Origin of the sequence: Janthinobacterium salmonicoloratum (assembly GCF_051380845.1) — a bacterium.
Taxonomy (GTDB): domain Bacteria; phylum Pseudomonadota; class Gammaproteobacteria; order Burkholderiales; family Burkholderiaceae_D; genus Janthinobacterium; species Janthinobacterium lividum_F.
Genome location: NZ_JBNYXV010000003.1, coordinates 171,440 through 186,065 on the forward strand (window position 1 = coordinate 171,440; position 14,626 = coordinate 186,065).

16 protein-coding genes are annotated in these 14,626 nt (G+C 60.7%); 1 reads left to right on the forward strand and 15 read right to left on the reverse strand.

From position 1 onward, the window contains the following. Nucleotides 1–2: 2 nt before the first annotated feature. Nucleotides 3–455 carry a hypothetical protein gene (locus tag ACQ4WY_RS17485; protein ID WP_436505109.1) on the reverse strand — a complete coding sequence of 151 codons (453 nt, stop codon included), beginning with the start codon at nt 453–455 and terminating at the stop codon, nt 3–5. Nucleotides 456–749: 294 nt separating this feature from the next. Between ACQ4WY_RS17485 and ACQ4WY_RS17490 the strand changes: the two genes are divergently transcribed. Then, complete coding sequence (locus ACQ4WY_RS17490) at nt 750–1,502, forward strand: SDR family oxidoreductase (protein ID WP_436505110.1); 753 nt, start codon at nt 750–752, stop codon at nt 1,500–1,502. A gap of 76 nt (nt 1,503–1,578) precedes the next feature. Here the strand turns inward: ACQ4WY_RS17490 and cheY are convergent, their stop codons facing one another. From cheY to flhD, 14 genes are all read right to left on the reverse strand, one after another. Then, nucleotides 1,579–1,977, reverse strand: a complete 399-nt coding sequence (cheY, locus tag ACQ4WY_RS17495) for a chemotaxis response regulator CheY (RefSeq protein ID WP_010396677.1) — start codon at nt 1,975–1,977, stop codon at nt 1,579–1,581. Nucleotides 1,978–2,124: 147 nt separating this feature from the next. Beyond that, nucleotides 2,125–3,195 carry a protein-glutamate methylesterase/protein-glutamine glutaminase gene (locus ACQ4WY_RS17500; RefSeq protein ID WP_034778028.1) on the reverse strand — a complete coding sequence of 357 codons (1,071 nt, stop codon included), beginning with the start codon at nt 3,193–3,195 and terminating at the stop codon, nt 2,125–2,127. A 107-nt stretch (nt 3,196–3,302) separates the two neighbouring features. Continuing rightward, entirely contained in the window at nt 3,303–3,911 is a 609-nt protein-coding gene (gene cheD, locus ACQ4WY_RS17505; protein WP_034758343.1) for a chemoreceptor glutamine deamidase CheD, read from the reverse strand. 9 nt (nt 3,912–3,920) lie between these two features. After that, entirely contained in the window at nt 3,921–4,793 is an 873-nt protein-coding gene (locus ACQ4WY_RS17510; protein ID WP_353658005.1) for a CheR family methyltransferase, read from the reverse strand. Nucleotides 4,794–4,864: 71 nt separating this feature from the next. Further along, nucleotides 4,865–6,583, reverse strand: a complete 1,719-nt coding sequence (locus ACQ4WY_RS17515) for a methyl-accepting chemotaxis protein (protein WP_436505111.1) — start codon at nt 6,581–6,583, stop codon at nt 4,865–4,867. A gap of 188 nt (nt 6,584–6,771) precedes the next feature. Beyond that, nucleotides 6,772–7,278: a chemotaxis protein CheW gene (locus ACQ4WY_RS17520; protein ID WP_034758356.1), complete on the reverse strand. Its 507-nt coding sequence runs from the start codon at nt 7,276–7,278 to the stop codon at nt 6,772–6,774. Between the two features lie 31 nt (nt 7,279–7,309). Further along, a complete protein-coding gene (gene cheA, locus ACQ4WY_RS17525) occupies nt 7,310–9,511 on the reverse strand; it encodes a chemotaxis protein CheA (protein ID WP_436505112.1) in 2,202 nt (733 codons plus the stop codon). Between the two features lie 43 nt (nt 9,512–9,554). Next, the gene (locus ACQ4WY_RS17530; RefSeq protein WP_034758362.1) at nt 9,555–9,920 is read right to left on the reverse strand and encodes a response regulator; all 366 of its coding nucleotides are present in this window, start codon (nt 9,918–9,920) and stop codon (nt 9,555–9,557) included. A gap of 83 nt (nt 9,921–10,003) precedes the next feature. Next, a complete protein-coding gene (locus tag ACQ4WY_RS17535) occupies nt 10,004–10,552 on the reverse strand; it encodes a chemotaxis protein (protein ID WP_353658008.1) in 549 nt (182 codons plus the stop codon). 46 nt (nt 10,553–10,598) lie between these two features. Continuing rightward, entirely contained in the window at nt 10,599–11,573 is a 975-nt protein-coding gene (gene motB / locus ACQ4WY_RS17540; RefSeq protein ID WP_353658009.1) for a flagellar motor protein MotB, read from the reverse strand. A 58-nt stretch (nt 11,574–11,631) separates the two neighbouring features. Then, the gene (gene motA, locus ACQ4WY_RS17545; protein WP_353658010.1) at nt 11,632–12,492 is read right to left on the reverse strand and encodes a flagellar motor stator protein MotA; all 861 of its coding nucleotides are present in this window, start codon (nt 12,490–12,492) and stop codon (nt 11,632–11,634) included. A gap of 219 nt (nt 12,493–12,711) precedes the next feature. Next, a complete protein-coding gene (locus ACQ4WY_RS17550; protein ID WP_436505113.1) occupies nt 12,712–13,473 on the reverse strand; it encodes an SAM-dependent methyltransferase in 762 nt (253 codons plus the stop codon). A 120-nt stretch (nt 13,474–13,593) separates the two neighbouring features. Next, nucleotides 13,594–14,157, reverse strand: coding sequence for a flagellar transcriptional regulator FlhC (gene flhC, locus ACQ4WY_RS17555; RefSeq protein ID WP_353658012.1), 564 nt, complete (start codon nt 14,155–14,157; stop codon nt 13,594–13,596). Between the two features lie 45 nt (nt 14,158–14,202). Next, nucleotides 14,203–14,520 (reverse strand): flagellar transcriptional regulator FlhD, encoded by a 318-nt coding sequence (gene flhD, locus ACQ4WY_RS17560; RefSeq protein WP_353658013.1) that lies wholly within the window; start codon nt 14,518–14,520, stop codon nt 14,203–14,205. Nucleotides 14,521–14,626: the final 106 nt, after the last annotated feature.

The window sequence follows — 14,626 nt, forward strand, 5'->3', positions numbered from 1 at the left end:
TCCTACTTCTCCAGTCCTACCAACTTGAGTTCGGCAAACAGCGGCTTGTTGCTGCCGCGTGCCGCTTGCAACATGTCATAGCTGGCCGCATCGAGCACGATTTCCTCGCCCGCCCACAGCTTGCGCTGGTTCGCAGGCAGCCTCAGGCTGCGCAGGATGGCCCGCACCTGGGCCGGATCGGCTGCCAGCAGGCGGATGGCGTGCGCATGGTGCTGCGTACCCATCAATATCGGCAAGCCGCCCTGCGGGCCATTCTGGCTCAGGCTGACATAGTCATGGCCACCCACGCGGTGCAAATAGGCATGCCTGCCCTCAGCTTCGGCAGGCAACTGCGCGGCCGACTCCTGCATCTCGACAGACGCGACAGGCGCAACGGTGGTTTGTTCAAGGCTCACGCCACAGGCCGCCAACAGGGCCGTGCTCAAGGCGAAAAATAATACGGGTGCTCGGCGCATCGTGCGCTCCTTCTTGTCGGGGTCGAGGACAGAGGTGGAATACTGCAGCGATCATGGGCCAAATTATTTGACATGTAAAGTTAACTTTAGGAAATATTTAATTCCTTTGCGCAATTGCTTGCGGGCAGCGGGAGCTGGCCTGTCCGTGCCAGACAGGCCAATGACGATTGTTAATATAATTTGCACACTAAAATCAACAACCCCATCTTTATCCATGATTCAATAAAGATCACAATGGCTGTACTGGTTCGCAACGACAGCACGCGGGCCTCCCATCATGACAGGAGAATATCCATGAATACAGCATCCACCCCAGCCAGAGTTGCCATCGTCACGGGCGCCTCGCGCGGCATCGGCGCGGCCATCGCCCGCCGCCTGGCGCGCGACGGCATGCAGGTCGTCGTCAATTACGCCAGCGGCAAGGAGGCGGCGGACGCGCTGGTGGCGGGCATCATGGCCGACGGCGGCGCCGCCATCGCGGTCAAGGCCAACGTGGCCGATGCGGGCGAGGTGCAAGCGCTGTTCGATGCGGCCAAAGCTGCCTTCGGCGGCGTCGATGTGCTGGTCAACAACGCCGGCATCATGCCACCCGTGCTGCCCGCCCTGGCGGACACGGACGACGCCACCTTCGACAGCCTGTTCGCCATCAACGTCAAGGGCAGCTTCAACACCATGCGCCAGGCGGCAACGCGCTTGCGCCACGGCGGCAGCGTGGTCAACTTCTCGACCAGCGTGATTGGCCTGGCCCTGCCCGGCTATTCCGTCTACGGCGCCACCAAGGCAGCCATCGAGACGATGACGAATATCTTCGCCAAGGAACTGCGCGGCAAGAACATCACCGTCAACGCCGTCGCTCCCGGCCCCACGGCCACGGCCCTGTTCTTGAACGGCAAGACGGAGGAAACGATACAGCGCATGGGCAAGATGGCGCCCCTGGAACGCCTGGGCACGCCGGACGATATCGCCGCCGCCGTGGCCTTCCTGGCTGGCCCCGACGGACGCTGGGTGAATGGACAAACGCTGCGCGCGAATGGCGGCCTGGTATAGGCAAGCTACAAACAGGCGAAAAAAAACGCTGCCCGTTTGCACGGGCAGCGTTTTTCTTGATGACGGCTAGCCTGGATCAGGCGCCGGCTTTTTCCAGCTTCTCGAAAATCTTGTTCAGCTTTTCATCGAGGGTCGCGGCCGTGAACGGCTTGACGACATAACCGCTGGCGCCAGCCTGGGCGGCGGCGATGATGTTTTCTTTTTTCGCTTCGGCGGTGACCATCAGCACGGGCAGCTTGGCCAGTGCAGGATCGGCGCGGATATGCTGCAGCATCGTCAGGCCATCCATGTTTGGCATGTTCCAGTCCGAGACGACGAAATCGTACGATTCCGCGCGCAGCTTGGCCAGGCCCATCACGCCGTCTTCCGCCTCATCGACGTTGGCATAACCCAGTTCCTTCAACAGATTCCGGACAATGCGGCGCATCGTCGAAAAATCGTCAACGACTAAAAATTTCATCTTTGGATCAGCCATGAATAACTCCGTTGTTTCTGTAGCGGTTTGTTAATAATATCGACATGAATGCCGACATTATGGTCGACACTACGGCAGCAAGTTGTAGGATAGCATTTTCGTTGCTTTTAGGCGAACAAACTTGCCTCAGATCATATAAAACGTGGCTTACACGCGCAAAGCGCGCATGCCATGCGCAGCCAGGTGTCCCAGCACCATGCCAGGCAGCGCCGTCAGGGCGCCGACCTCGTGCGTCGCGCCGACAGCAATCGCCTCGCGCGGCATGCCGAACACCACGCAACTTGCTTCATCCTGCGCAAAATTATACGCTCCTGCGGCCTTCATCTCCAACATGCCTTGTGCGCCATCCTTGCCCATGCCGGTGAGGATCACGCCGACGGCATTTTTACCGGCCGATTGCGCGGCCGAACGGAACAGCACGTCGACCGACGGGCGGTGGCGGTTCACCGGTTCGCCCTGGTCGATCTTGGTCATGTAGTTGGCGCCGCTGCGCGTCAGGGTCAGGTGCGAATGGCCAGGCGCGATGTAGGCGTGGCCGGGCAGCACGCGTTCACCGCCCGCCGCTTCCTGTACCGATATCTTGCACAGCGAATCGAGGCGGCGCGCAAACGAGCGCGTAAACCCTTCCGGCATGTGCTGCGTGATCAGGATGCCTGGGCAATCGGACGGCATCTGCATGAGGAATTCGCGGATCGCTTCCGTGCCGCCCGTCGAGGCGCCCACGATGATCAGCTTTTCGCTCGATGTCAGCGGACTGCGCAGCGCAGGCAGCGGCGCGGCCACCTTGTCGCTGGCCGACGGCAGGGTGCGCGCGCGGATGCGCGCCTTGGAGGCGGCACGGATCTTGTCGGCGATCATGTCCGTGTACTCGCGCATGCCGCTCTGGATGGAAATCTTCGGCTTGGTGACGAAATCGACGGCGCCCAGTTCCAGCGCGCGCATGGTGATTTCCGAACCGCGCTCGGTCAGCGACGACACCATCAGCACCGGCATCGGGCGCAAACGCATCAGCTTTTCCAGGAAATCGAGGCCATCCATCTTCGGCATCTCGACATCGAGGGTCAGCACGTCAGGGTTGGTCTGCTTGATCATCTCGCGCGCCACCAGCGGATCGGGCGCCGCCCCCACCACTTCCATGTCGGGCTGGCTGTTCACGATTTCCGTCATGACGCTGCGAATCAGCGCCGAATCATCCACGATCAATACTTTGATCTTCATAGTTATCCTTCCAGGCCTTGCGGCCCTTATTCTTTATTAAATTAGTACACCGGATAAAACCGCCGCAAGCCGCACAGCGCGACGCGGCAGGTTTGGTCGGGTGTTTATCAGAACAGCTCGACCTCGCCGCCCACCGGCGCAACTTTCAAGCGACTTGCGTAATCGAGTTCGCGACGTACCAGCGTATCGTTATGCGTCTGCATCAGCTTTTTCACCAGCACCTTGCCGCTGCGGGGGAAAAAATACACTTTGCGCGGGTGGATGTCGTTGAGGTCTTCGGCCACCACGCGCATCTTTTCCGCCTTCAGGTAATTGATGACGAAAGCCGCATTGCGTTCGCCCACGTTGATCGCCGTGAAGCCACGCAGCACGGCGCCGCCGCCGAACACTTTCGCTTCCATGTTCTCGCGCCGCGCGCCGGCCTTCAGCAAATCGTTGATCAGGATTTCCATGGCGTAAGTGCCATAGCGCATCGACGCGGAAATCGGGCTATTCGGATCGCTGCCGCCATCGGGCAGCATGAAGTGGTTCATGCCGCCCAGGCCCGTGACGCGGTCGCGGATGCAGGCCGAGACGCAGGAGCCGAGCACGGTGACGATCAGCATGTCCTTGTTGGTAAAGTAATACTCACCAGGCAAGATCTTGGCGGCGTCACAATTGAACGTCCTGTCGTAATAGACGTTAGTGGCAAATTGCTCTTTGGATTCCAGGCTCATATTTCACTCTCATGTACGATGCGACGATACCTTGGGCGCGGCGCCCCTAGGCTGATCGAGCTCATAGACTGTTTTACCGCGCAGCTTCAATGAATCCGACACGTACAGGAAATTCTCCGAATGGCCCGCAAACAGCAGGGCATCCGGCTTCATCAATGGCACAAAGCGCGACAGGATCTTGCGCTGTGTCGCCTTGTCAAAATAAATCATCACGTTACGGCAAAAGATGACGTCGAACTGGCCAGTCAATGGCCAGCTGTCGGCCAGCAGGTTGAGCGGCTTGAAGGTAATCATCTGACGCAGTTCCGGGCGCACCCGCACCTGCCCTTCGCGGTCGCCCTTGCCACGCAAGAAAAAGCGCCGCGCACGGTCGGCCGGCATCTTGTCGAGCCGGTCCAGGTTGTAGACGCCATTGGCGGCCGTGGCCAGCACGTTCGTGTCGATGTCCGTGGCGATGATGGTGACCGGCGGCGTGAGCGTATTGAACGCCTCGCACACCGTCATGGCGATCGAATACGGCTCCTCGCCGGTGGAACTGGCCGAACACCAGATGGTGATCGGCCCGCTCAGTTTTTTCACATGCTCGGCCAGCAGCGGGAAGTGATGCGCCTCGCGGAAGAACGATGTCAGGTTGGTCGTCAGCGCATTCGTGAACGCTTCCCATTCGTCGCCCATGCGGCCAGCTTCCAGGTCGTCCAGGTAGCGGACGAACGAGGAGATACCCGTCGCGCGCAGGCGCCGCGCCAGGCGGCTATAGACCATCTCCTGCTTGCTGTCGGCCAGCGCGATGCCGGCCCGCTTGTAAATCATGGCGCGGACCCGTTCGAAGTCCTTGCCCGTGAAATCAAATTCCTTGACCGAATCCGTTTTTGTTTGCGGCATTTTGTTTTTACCTCTCTATGACTACTCTAACCAATGCCTTTGCAAGTATAACTAGCGGGACCGGGTTGGCGTCAGAACTCTTCCCAATCGTCGCCGCCGGCCGCCGCCAGCTTTTTCGCGGGCGGTGGCGTGCCGGCTTGCGCCGTCTTTGCCAACCGCCGTGTATTTTCCGCCACGCCAGACACCGGCCGTGCCACGGCTTTCACGGGCACGGGCGCGGGCATGGCCGCCTGCGCCGCGCTTTCTCCGTCCAGCTTGAAGATGCTGACGGCGTCGGCCAGTTTCTGCGCCTGATCCTGCATGCTTTCGGCGGCCGCCGCCGCTTCCTCGACCAGCGCCGCATTTTGCTGCGTCATCTGGTCCATCTGCGCGATGGCCTGGTTCACCTCCTCGATGCCATGGCTCTGTTCCTGCGTCGCCGCCGTGATCTCGCCCATGATGTCGGCCACCTGCCGGATCGACGTGACGATCAGGCCCATGGTCTGTCCCGCCTCGTCCACCAGGCGGCTGCCGGCATCGACCTTGTCGACCGAGTCGCCGATCAGGCCCTTGATCTCTTTCGCTGCGCCAGCGGAGCGTTGGGCCAGATTACGCACTTCCGACGCCACCACCGCAAAACCGCGTCCCTGTTCGCCTGCGCGCGCCGCTTCCACGGCCGCATTCAAGGCCAGGATATTCGTCTGGAACGCGATGCCGTCGATGACACCGATGATGTCGACGATCTTGCGCGAACTGTCCTTGATGGAACCCATGGTATCGACCACTTGCGCCACCACCTTGCCACCCTGCTCCGCCACCGACGACGCCGACACGGCCAGCTGGTTGGCCTGGCGCGCGTTGTCCGCGTTCTGCTTCACGGTCGACGTCAGCTCTTCCATCGACGAAGCCGTCTCTTCGAGCGAACTGGCCTGCGTTTCCGTGCGTGCCGACAGGTCCGCATTGCCGCTGGCGATCTCGCGCGACGCCACGGTAATGGTGTCCGTTCCATTGCGTACGTCGCTGACCGTCTGCACCAGGCTCTCGTTCATGTCCTTGAGCGCCTGCTGCAGCGCGCTCGTTTCATCCTTGCCCTCGACCACCACGCGCGCCGTCAGCTCGCCGGCAGCCACCTTCTGCGCCACCGCCAGGGCGCCGGACAGCGGCACCGTGATCGAGCGCGTGATGAAGATGGCACACCAGGCACCGATCGCCACCGCCGCGCCGCCGAGGATGAACAAGACCGTCATCAGGCGCGCATCGGCCGCCAGCGAGTCGTCCATGAAGCTTTGCTGCGCCACATGCTGCAAGTCGAGCAGCTTGTTGATATCGGCCAGGGTCGTCTTGTTCAAGGGGTCGATGCGGGTGGCGATCACCTTCGCCGCGCCCTCGCTGTTAAACGCCAGCACCTGCCCCATCGCTTCCTTGAAAGCGGCATCGACTTCGCCGTCGACCTTGGCGATATTGGCCAGCAGCGCCTTCTCGCCCTCGGACAGACCCAGGCTGGCCAGCTTGCCGCGCGCGCCGTCGTACAGCTTGCGCTGCTCGCGCACCTTGCCCTCTTCCGCCTGCATCAGGCCCACATCGCCCTGCAGGCCGATATTGCGCATGGCGATACCGGTTTCCAGCATCGCGCTTTTCATCAGCGACGCCTGCGTATTCTTTTCGCTGGCCAGTGCCAGGCCCGTGAGCAACTGGGCCTTGTTACGGTAATTCAGTGCATTCGCCGAAACGATCACCACCACCAGGATGGCGAGGATGCTGCCAAAACCTATCCCCAGCCGGGTGCCTATCTTGAAATCGCGCAAACTCATTACAGTCTCCAATATTTATGTGAACGGCGCCCGTTCAACCGGACGGCGCCGTGTTATGGCCTGGTCTCTGTCGGACCTTGCAGCCTGCCGGCGCGCCTCTGCCCGCGCCGGTACATGCATATCTGTAGTGATTCTTTGCGTGCCAATACGGCGGCGCACCGGGCGCCGCCTTGCTGCCATGCGGCTGCTTACGCCGCCAGCTTGTCGATCAGGCCCATCTCGCTGCTCGACATCAGCTTGTCGATATCGACCAGGATCAGCATGCGCTCGTCGATGGTGCCCAGGCCGATCATGTAGTCGGTCGAGAAGGCGGTGCCCATTTCCGGCGCCGGTTTCACCTGCTCCGGCGTCAGGGTGGTCACGTCGGAAACGCTGTCGACCACCATGCCGACGATGCGCCCGCCGATGTTCAGGATGATCACCACCGTGAACTGGTCGTACACGGGCGTGCCCAGATTGAACTTGATGCGCATGTCGACCACGGGGATGATGATGCCGCGCAGGTTGATCACGCCCTTGATGAATTCAGGCGCGTTGGCGATGCGGGTAACCGCTTCGTAACCACGGATTTCCTGAACCTTCAGGATATCGATGCCGTACTCTTCGGAGCCCAGGGTGAAGGCCAGGAATTCACGGCCGGCGATGTCCTTGCCGTCGCCCGCATTGCTTCCGGATGTTTGTTGAGTATCTGACATGGTGCGTTTTCCTATCTTTTATCTATCGGTATTACGAAAAAATGGACTCGTCGGCCAATTGGCGCGAGGAACGGATCAGGGCGGCGACATCGAGAATCAGCGACACGCCGCCATCGCCCAGGATGGTGGCGCCGGAAATGCCCACCACCTTGCGGTAATTCGATTCGAGGTTTTTCACCACGACCTGCTGTTGCCCCACCAGGTCGTCGACAAACAGGGCCGCCTTGCGCCCTTCCGTCTCGAGGATCACGCAGATGCCTTCCGAGGGACTGGTAAAGCGCGGCGCAATGTCGAACATCTGGTACAGCGGGATCAATGGCAGGTATTCGCCGCGCACTTTCACCACTTGCCCTTTGCCACTGATGTCCTTGATATCCTCAACGGCTGGCTGCAGGGATTCGATGACAAAGCCCAGCGGTAAAATATACACTTCGTCGCCGACGCGGATCGACATGCCGTCCAGGATGGCCAGGGTCAGCGGCAGCGAGATGGAGATCGTCGTGCCGAAACCCTTCGCCGAACGGATGTCGACCACGCCGCCCATGGCGCTGATATTGCGCTTGACGACATCCATGCCCACGCCGCGGCCCGACACGTCGGTGACCGCTTCGGCGGTAGAAAAGCCGGGCGCGAAAATCAGCTGCCACACTTCGGCGTCGCTCATCGTCTCGGACACGTCCAACCCTTGCTGCGCGGCCTTCGCCAGGATGCGCTCGCGGTTCAGTCCCGCGCCATCATCTGACACTTCGATGATGATGTTGCCGCCCTGATGGCTGGCCGAAAGGAACAGGCGGCCGGCCTCGGTCTTGCCGGCTGCCACGCGGGCGGCCGGCATTTCCACGCCATGGTCGATGCTGTTGCGCACCAGGTGCGTGAGCGGGTCGACGATGCGTTCGATGAGGCCCTTGTCCAGTTCCGTGGCGGCGCCATTGGTGATGAAGTCGACCTTCTTGCCCAGTTTCGTGGCCAGGTCGCGCACCATGCGCGGGAAGCGCGAAAAGACGAAATCCATCGGCATCATGCGGATCGACATCACCGCTTCCTGCAAGTCGCGCGTATTGCGCGTCAGGTGGCTGACGCTGTCGAGCAGTTTTTCATGCAGCATCGGGTCGAGCGCGCTGGCGCGCTGCTCGATCATCGCCTGCGTGATCACCAGTTCGCCCACCAGGTTGATCAGCTGGTCGACTTTCTCGATCGAGACGCGGATCGACGACGACTCGGCGCCGGCCTTGTCGCCCTCTTTCTTGACCGGTTTCTTTTCCTGCTCCGCTTCGGCCACGGCGCTCGCCACGGCCGGCGTGGCGGCAGCGCTGGCGTTGCCCGCCTTGGCCGCATCGGCGCGAATCTGTTCGAGGGGCTGGAAGAAACCGTAGCCCTGTTCGGCGTCGCTCTGCACGCCTGCGGCGGCGCGGATATCCTCGAGCGGCTGGAAGAAGCCATAGCCGGGATCCGCCGCACCCTGCGCGCCAGGCGCGCCTGGCAGCGGGTCGAAGAAACCATAGCCCTGGGCTTTTTCCTGCGCCGCGCGGGCCGCTTCGGCTTCGCCTGGCGCCAGTGGCGGCGCCTGCGTGATCACCATGTCGTCCGGATTGAGCACGAACGAGCAGATGGCCAGGATATCGTCCAGGCTTTCATGCGTCGTCACTTCCAGCACCTTGCGCGCGTCGGGCAAGGTGGACACGGCGACGTCGCCCAGCAAGCCCAGTTCGGCCGCCAGCGCATCGACTTCGCGCGGCTCCATGCTGGGCAGTTCCAGGCGGATGCGATGGCCGCCGGCATGGCTGACGGCTGCCTTTTCCGCCGTATGGAAGGCCGGCGCGACGGGCGTAAGCGCTGCCACGGGTACGTCCTGCGAGAACGACTGCAGCATCATGCGCACATTGGCCACGGCATCCTGGTCGACGGCGCTGCCCAGGCGGTGGCCGTCGAGCTGCATCTTAAGGATATCCTTTGCCGCCAAAAAGGCGTCGACGTGTTCCGCCGTCAGGGCCATCTGGCCCTGGCGGATGCGGTCGAGCAGCGACTCGAGGATGTGCGTCACCTCGCTCATGTCGCTCAGGCCGAACGTCGACGCGCCGCCCTTGATCGAATGGGCGGTGCGGAAAATGGCATTCAGGTCTTCGGCGTCGGGCGCCGCAATATCAACGGCCAGCAGCAGCCGTTCTTTTTCAGCCAGCAGTTCTTCGGCCTCATCGAAAAAGACCTGAAAAAACTGGCTAATATCGATGGTCATAGGGTGACTCCGTCAATTGCATCGTTGTGCTGCGCGGCTGGCATCAGCCGATCACCTTCTTGACCACTTCGATCAGGCGTTGCGGATCGAAAGGCTTGACCAGCCAGCCATTGGCGCCGGCGGCACGTCCTTTCGATTTCATCTCGTCCGATGACTCCGTCGTCAGCATCAGGATGGGCACCTTCTGATAGGTCGGCAGTTCGCGCAGCAGCTTGATCAGCTCCAGGCCATCCATGCGCGGCATGTTCTGGTCCGTCAATACCAGGTCCACGGTTTGCAGCTTGGCTTTTTCCAGTCCGTCCTGGCCGTCGACGGCCTCCACCACCTGGTAACCGGCGGCTTTCAGACTGAACGCCACCATCTGGCGCAATGAGCTGGAATCGTCCACTGCAAGTATCGTTTTGGCCATCTTTGCTCCCACTTTTTCCGGGCATCCTGCCCGAGTATTTGATTAATCAATCCATGCAACCACAAGCGTTCCGCACTGGCATGCTAGAACAGCTCGATGTCGCCACTTTCCAAATGCTGTTGACTGACAGCCTTGCGCAGCACGCTGCGCAACTCCAGGCTTTGAATCGCCAGCGCCATGCTGACCCGCCCCAGCAAGGCGACAATTTCTTCATTGTCGCTCTCCGGCAACATCTCCGCGCCATGCTCGCCCAGGGTACCGAGGAACTCGCGCAAGCCCGTCACGCGCTTCAAGGTGCGCTCGATCAGCTGGCTGGTCATATCCTGGAACTGCAGGCTGGTGATGGCGGCATTCACGTAGCCCCCCACCTCATCCTGCAACGCCAGCAGTTTTTCCCGCTGCTGCTCGGCCGGAATACCACCTTCGAGCAGCAGGGCGATGGTATCTTGCTGCGCAGCGACAGCCGCATGTATCGCCATGAAATTGAAGGACAGCTTCTCGATCGCCTCTTCCAGCAAGATGCCGGTCTGCACCAGGTCGGTTTCCACCTCCGTCAAGTGCTTGCGGCCATGGTCCGACACGCCAGACAGCAGGCGCTTTACATGCGAGCCAAGTATTTTCTTTCTTGTCATAAAGGTCTCATTGTTTCAATACACCACGCGTTGACAGCCTTGCGTGTTATTTTTTCGCCGCTACCGGGCTGGGGGTTGGCGCCGCGGGCGGCGCACCGGCCGCCAGCCCTGAAGCGACAGCGGCGGAGGCGGCATCGGTCACCGGCAGCTCGATCGCCGACCCATCGCGCAGGACATTTTCTTCCGTGCGTTTGTTCATGACGATGATGCTGATGCGCCGGTTGATCGGATTGAAGGGGTCGAGCTTGTCCAGGTGGGCGGCCGAGCCCAGTCCCACCACGCGCAATACTTTCTCTTCCTTCATGCCGCCAATCACCAGTTCGCGTCGCGACGCATTCGCGCGGTCGGCCGACAATTCCCAGTTGCTGTAGCCGGCATCGCTCATGTAGGGCGTCGAATCCGTATGCCCGGACAGGCCGATGCGGTTCGGCACTTCATTCAGAACGGAGCCGATGGCGTGCAGGATTTCCTTGGTGTACGGTTGCAGATTCGCATTGGCGAGCGCAAACATCGGACGGTTCTGCTCGTCGACGATCTGGATGCGCAAGCCTTCGCTGGTGATATCGAGCAGCAACTGGTTCTTGTATTTTTTCAGCAGGGGATTGGCATCGATGGTCGCTTCGATGCGCGCCTTGAGCGCCTGCAGGCGCTTGCCTTCCTCGCGTTCGAGCGCGGCCTTGGCGGAATTGAGGTCGAACGACTTGCGCTGCTGCTCTTCCTGCGCCTTGCGCACCTGCCCATCCTGGCGCGACAGGTCCTGGCCGCCGCCCTGGATCACGGAATTGCTTTCGCCGCTGCCGGAACCGCCTGCCATGGCCACTTTCAACGGTGTCTTGAAGAATTCGGAAATGCCGTTCAAGTCACCCTTCGAAGTGGAGCCAAGCAGCCACATCAGCAGGAAAAAGGCCATCATGGCCGTGACAAAGTCGGCGTAGGCAATTTTCCACGCCCCGCCATGGTGTCCGCCAGCCGTTTTCTTGATACGCTTGACGATAATCGGGCGCATGCCTTCATCGGCCATGGCGTCCCCCTTCCGTGTGCTGCAAATGACTCATGGTGTCCAGGCGTATATTCACTGCTTACTTCGTTTTCGATTTCTTGATGTGGTCTTCCAGCTCATTGAACGTCGGGCGCTCGGTCGAGAACAGCACCTTGCGGCCGAACTCCACGGCCAGCGCCGGCGCATAGCCGTTCAGGCTGGCCAGCAGGGTTACTTTCACGCACTGGAACATCTTGCTCGACTCTTCCAGCTTCTGCTCCAGCAGGCTGGCCAGCGGGCCGACGAAACCATAGGCCAGCAAGATGCCAAGGAAGGTGCCGACCAGCGCGTGTGCGATCAGCATGCCCAGCTCGGCTGGCGGGATGCCCACCGACTCCATCGTGTGCACCACGCCCATCACGGCGGCGACGATACCGAAAGCGGGCAAGCCGTCGCCCACCTTGGCGATCACGTGGGCCGGCACGGCGCCTTCGTGATGGTGCGTCTCGATTTCGTTATCCATCAGGTTTTCGATCTGAAAGGCATCCATATTCCCCGATACCATCAGGCGCAGGTAATCGGTCATGAATTCGATGATATGGTGGTCGGCCAGCACGGCCGGATACTTGGAAAACAGCGGGCTTTCTTCCGGCTTGTCGATATCGCCTTCGATCGACATCAAGCCTTCCTTGCGCACCTTGCTGAGCACTTCGAACAACAGCGACATCAGTTCCATGTACAGCTCTTTGGTGTAGCGCGAGCCTTTGAACAGGCTGGGCAAGGCGGCGATCGTTGCCTTGATGGCCTTGTTATTGTTACCAACAAGGAAAGCACCCAGGGCGGCGCCGCCGATCATCAGCAACTCCAGCGGCTGAAACAGCGCCGCCAGATGGCCGCCGGCCAGCGCGAAGCCGCCGAAGACCGAGGCGCAGACGATGATGTATCCGATTATGACTAACAAGTGCCCTGACTCCCAATAATGGCCGGGACTGTGTGCCCGGCATGTTCAAACCTGTTCCTGTCTTCTGGCGGCTGCGCCGCCGGCAAAGACAGCGACAAAAAAAGCAACCGGAAGTTAATTGAAATGTGCTGCTTTTCAATGCAATTCCGAGAAAATGCCGTGTGGAACTACAATAACGTGAGATTGCCCCACGGGCAAGCAAATAACGCAGACAATTGCTTAAAAGCACCATATGTAAAGTAAAGGGCCACCCTCTGTGGCGGCGATGGTCTTATCGGGCTCGCGTGCCGCAATCTGGAATTCGTAACTAAGAAGCATGCTACCGGGCAACATTTCCCTTTCCGCCTTGAGCCACAGGGCCGCCATCGCCGCCGGCGACAGGTAGGCAAAGACCGCATCGTAGCGGCCGAAATCGAGCGCTTCGTAGTCGCCGCGCAGGAAACGCGCGCGGCTCCCCGCCAGCCTTGCGCGCAAGCGGCTTGCCAGCCACGGCAACGGCGCCAGTTCGATGCCGGAAAAATGTCCATCGGGCCGGCGCCGCGCCAGGTCCAGCACCAGGCCACCCAGGCCGCTGCCGATATCGACCAGCCGCACACCGGGACGGTCCGCGACCAGTTCGGCCACCGCCTGCCATACCTTCGGCCCCGACGGGTAAAACGGCACTTGCGTGCGGAACGTGGACCAGTACAGGCTCAGCAGGAAAACAAAGGCCGCCAGAAACACGGCCGGCGGCAAATCGAGCAGGCTGGCCGCCAGCAAGGCGGGCGCAAACAGCAGGCCGATGGCACACCACCAGCGCGCCAGTCCCGCGCGCCAAGTGATGAGCGCCGCCAGCACGCCCTGCACCAGCGCCACGGCCGGCAGCGACATGGCCACGCCGGCACGTGCCAGGCCATATACCAATAGCAACAGCAGGGGAAAGGCCAGCACCTGGATCAGGATGGCCTTGAGCGCGGGCGCGCGCAGGATTTGTTGCAGCATGGGGCAGTCAAAGGGGGAAAACGCCAGTGTAAGCGAAAGCACCATGAAAAAACCGGAGTCCGGTCTGGCGACCGCTCCGGTTTTCGCTGAGGCTATATTGGGGCAGTTATTCGGGCAGTATCAGGCGGCGACACTCGGCGCCGCGACGGCGGCCGCTTCATCGCGCGCCTTCTTGGTCTTGCCGGCACGCGAAGGCATGTGGCACAGGCCGCACACATAATCGGCGTTCAGGTCGAGGCAGTTGACGACAAACTTGCCGCCGCACTTGCCGCAGGGTGCCATGTCCAGCATCTTGCTGCTGAAAAAGCGCACCAGGGTCCAGGCCCGTGTCAGCGACAGCAGCGGCTCTTCGCCCGCTTCGGGCGGCATCTGCTCCAGATACAGTTTATAGGCCTTCATCACGGCTTCGATGCCGGTGGCGCCGGCGTGGTCGACGAGGAATTTATGGATATTGATGAACAGCGAGGAATGGATATTCGGTTGCCAGGTGATGAACCAGTCGGTGGAAAACGGCAGCATGCCCTTGGGCGGCGAGACGCCTTTCAATTCCTTGTACAGGTTCAGCAGGCGTTCGCGCGACAGCGAGACTTCCGTTTCCAGCAATTGCAAACGGGCGCCCAGCTGTATCAATTCGATGGCCAGCTGGATTTCCTGCGCTTCCGATACGACACTTTTCTTGGCCATGCTGTGTGCTCCACTACTGACTGATACTGACTGAAGGTTGCTGAATTAAGCGATTTCTTCGACGCCCTGGCCGGCCATCAGGATGGCGGCGTGCGACTGGGCCAGCGAGCGGTCTTTATTGTAGTTCGTCAGCATGCCCAGGATGGCGCCGTCGTCGAAACGAAAGCGGGCCAGCATCATGTTGCCGCCAGCGAGCTTCAGGATCTGCGCATTGCTCATGCCTTCGATCAGTTCGGCGATTTCGGCGGCTATGCCCAAACGGAAGATGGCCGTAACCTTGTCCGCACGAATCATTTGCTGGGCCAGCATCAGGTAGCTCAGGTTAGCGTCGCGAATCTCAGCCATCATGTCGTTAGCAGTCATTTCCATCTCCTCAATCCGTTGAATTCAGCTGGCGTTGTTTGTTGCCAGTGAGATACATTCTGCAGGAGCAACATTAAACGCAACAGAGGCGTAGCGCTGTATTTTT

What these genes read in the sequence shown, in the direction of transcription:
- ACQ4WY_RS17535 (WP_353658008.1), bottom strand. Translation starts at nt 10,552, where the DNA reads ATGACAAGAAAGAAAATACTTGGCTCGCATGTAAAGCGCCTGCTGTCT.
- ACQ4WY_RS17530 (WP_034758362.1), bottom strand. Translation starts at nt 9,920, where the DNA reads ATGGCCAAAACGATACTTGCAGTGGACGATTCCAGCTCATTGCGCCAG.
- flhC (WP_353658012.1), bottom strand. Translation starts at nt 14,157, where the DNA reads ATGGCCAAGAAAAGTGTCGTATCGGAAGCGCAGGAAATCCAGCTGGCC.
- motB (WP_353658009.1), bottom strand. Translation starts at nt 11,573, where the DNA reads ATGGCCGATGAAGGCATGCGCCCGATTATCGTCAAGCGTATCAAGAAA.
- ACQ4WY_RS17490 (WP_436505110.1), top strand. Translation starts at nt 750, where the DNA reads ATGAATACAGCATCCACCCCAGCCAGAGTTGCCATCGTCACGGGCGCC.
- ACQ4WY_RS17500 (WP_034778028.1), bottom strand. Translation starts at nt 3,195, where the DNA reads ATGAAGATCAAAGTATTGATCGTGGATGATTCGGCGCTGATTCGCAGC.
- cheY (WP_010396677.1), bottom strand. Translation starts at nt 1,977, where the DNA reads ATGGCTGATCCAAAGATGAAATTTTTAGTCGTTGACGATTTTTCGACG.
- ACQ4WY_RS17510 (WP_353658005.1), bottom strand. Translation starts at nt 4,793, where the DNA reads ATGCCGCAAACAAAAACGGATTCGGTCAAGGAATTTGATTTCACGGGC.
- ACQ4WY_RS17515 (WP_436505111.1), bottom strand. Translation starts at nt 6,583, where the DNA reads ATGAGTTTGCGCGATTTCAAGATAGGCACCCGGCTGGGGATAGGTTTT.
- cheA (WP_436505112.1), bottom strand. Translation starts at nt 9,511, where the DNA reads ATGACCATCGATATTAGCCAGTTTTTTCAGGTCTTTTTCGATGAGGCC.
- ACQ4WY_RS17485 (WP_436505109.1), bottom strand. Translation starts at nt 455, where the DNA reads ATGCGCCGAGCACCCGTATTATTTTTCGCCTTGAGCACGGCCCTGTTG.
- flhD (WP_353658013.1), bottom strand. Translation starts at nt 14,520, where the DNA reads ATGACTGCTAACGACATGATGGCTGAGATTCGCGACGCTAACCTGAGC.
- ACQ4WY_RS17550 (WP_436505113.1), bottom strand. Translation starts at nt 13,473, where the DNA reads ATGCTGCAACAAATCCTGCGCGCGCCCGCGCTCAAGGCCATCCTGATC.
- ACQ4WY_RS17520 (WP_034758356.1), bottom strand. Translation starts at nt 7,278, where the DNA reads ATGTCAGATACTCAACAAACATCCGGAAGCAATGCGGGCGACGGCAAG.
- cheD (WP_034758343.1), bottom strand. Translation starts at nt 3,911, where the DNA reads ATGAGCCTGGAATCCAAAGAGCAATTTGCCACTAACGTCTATTACGAC.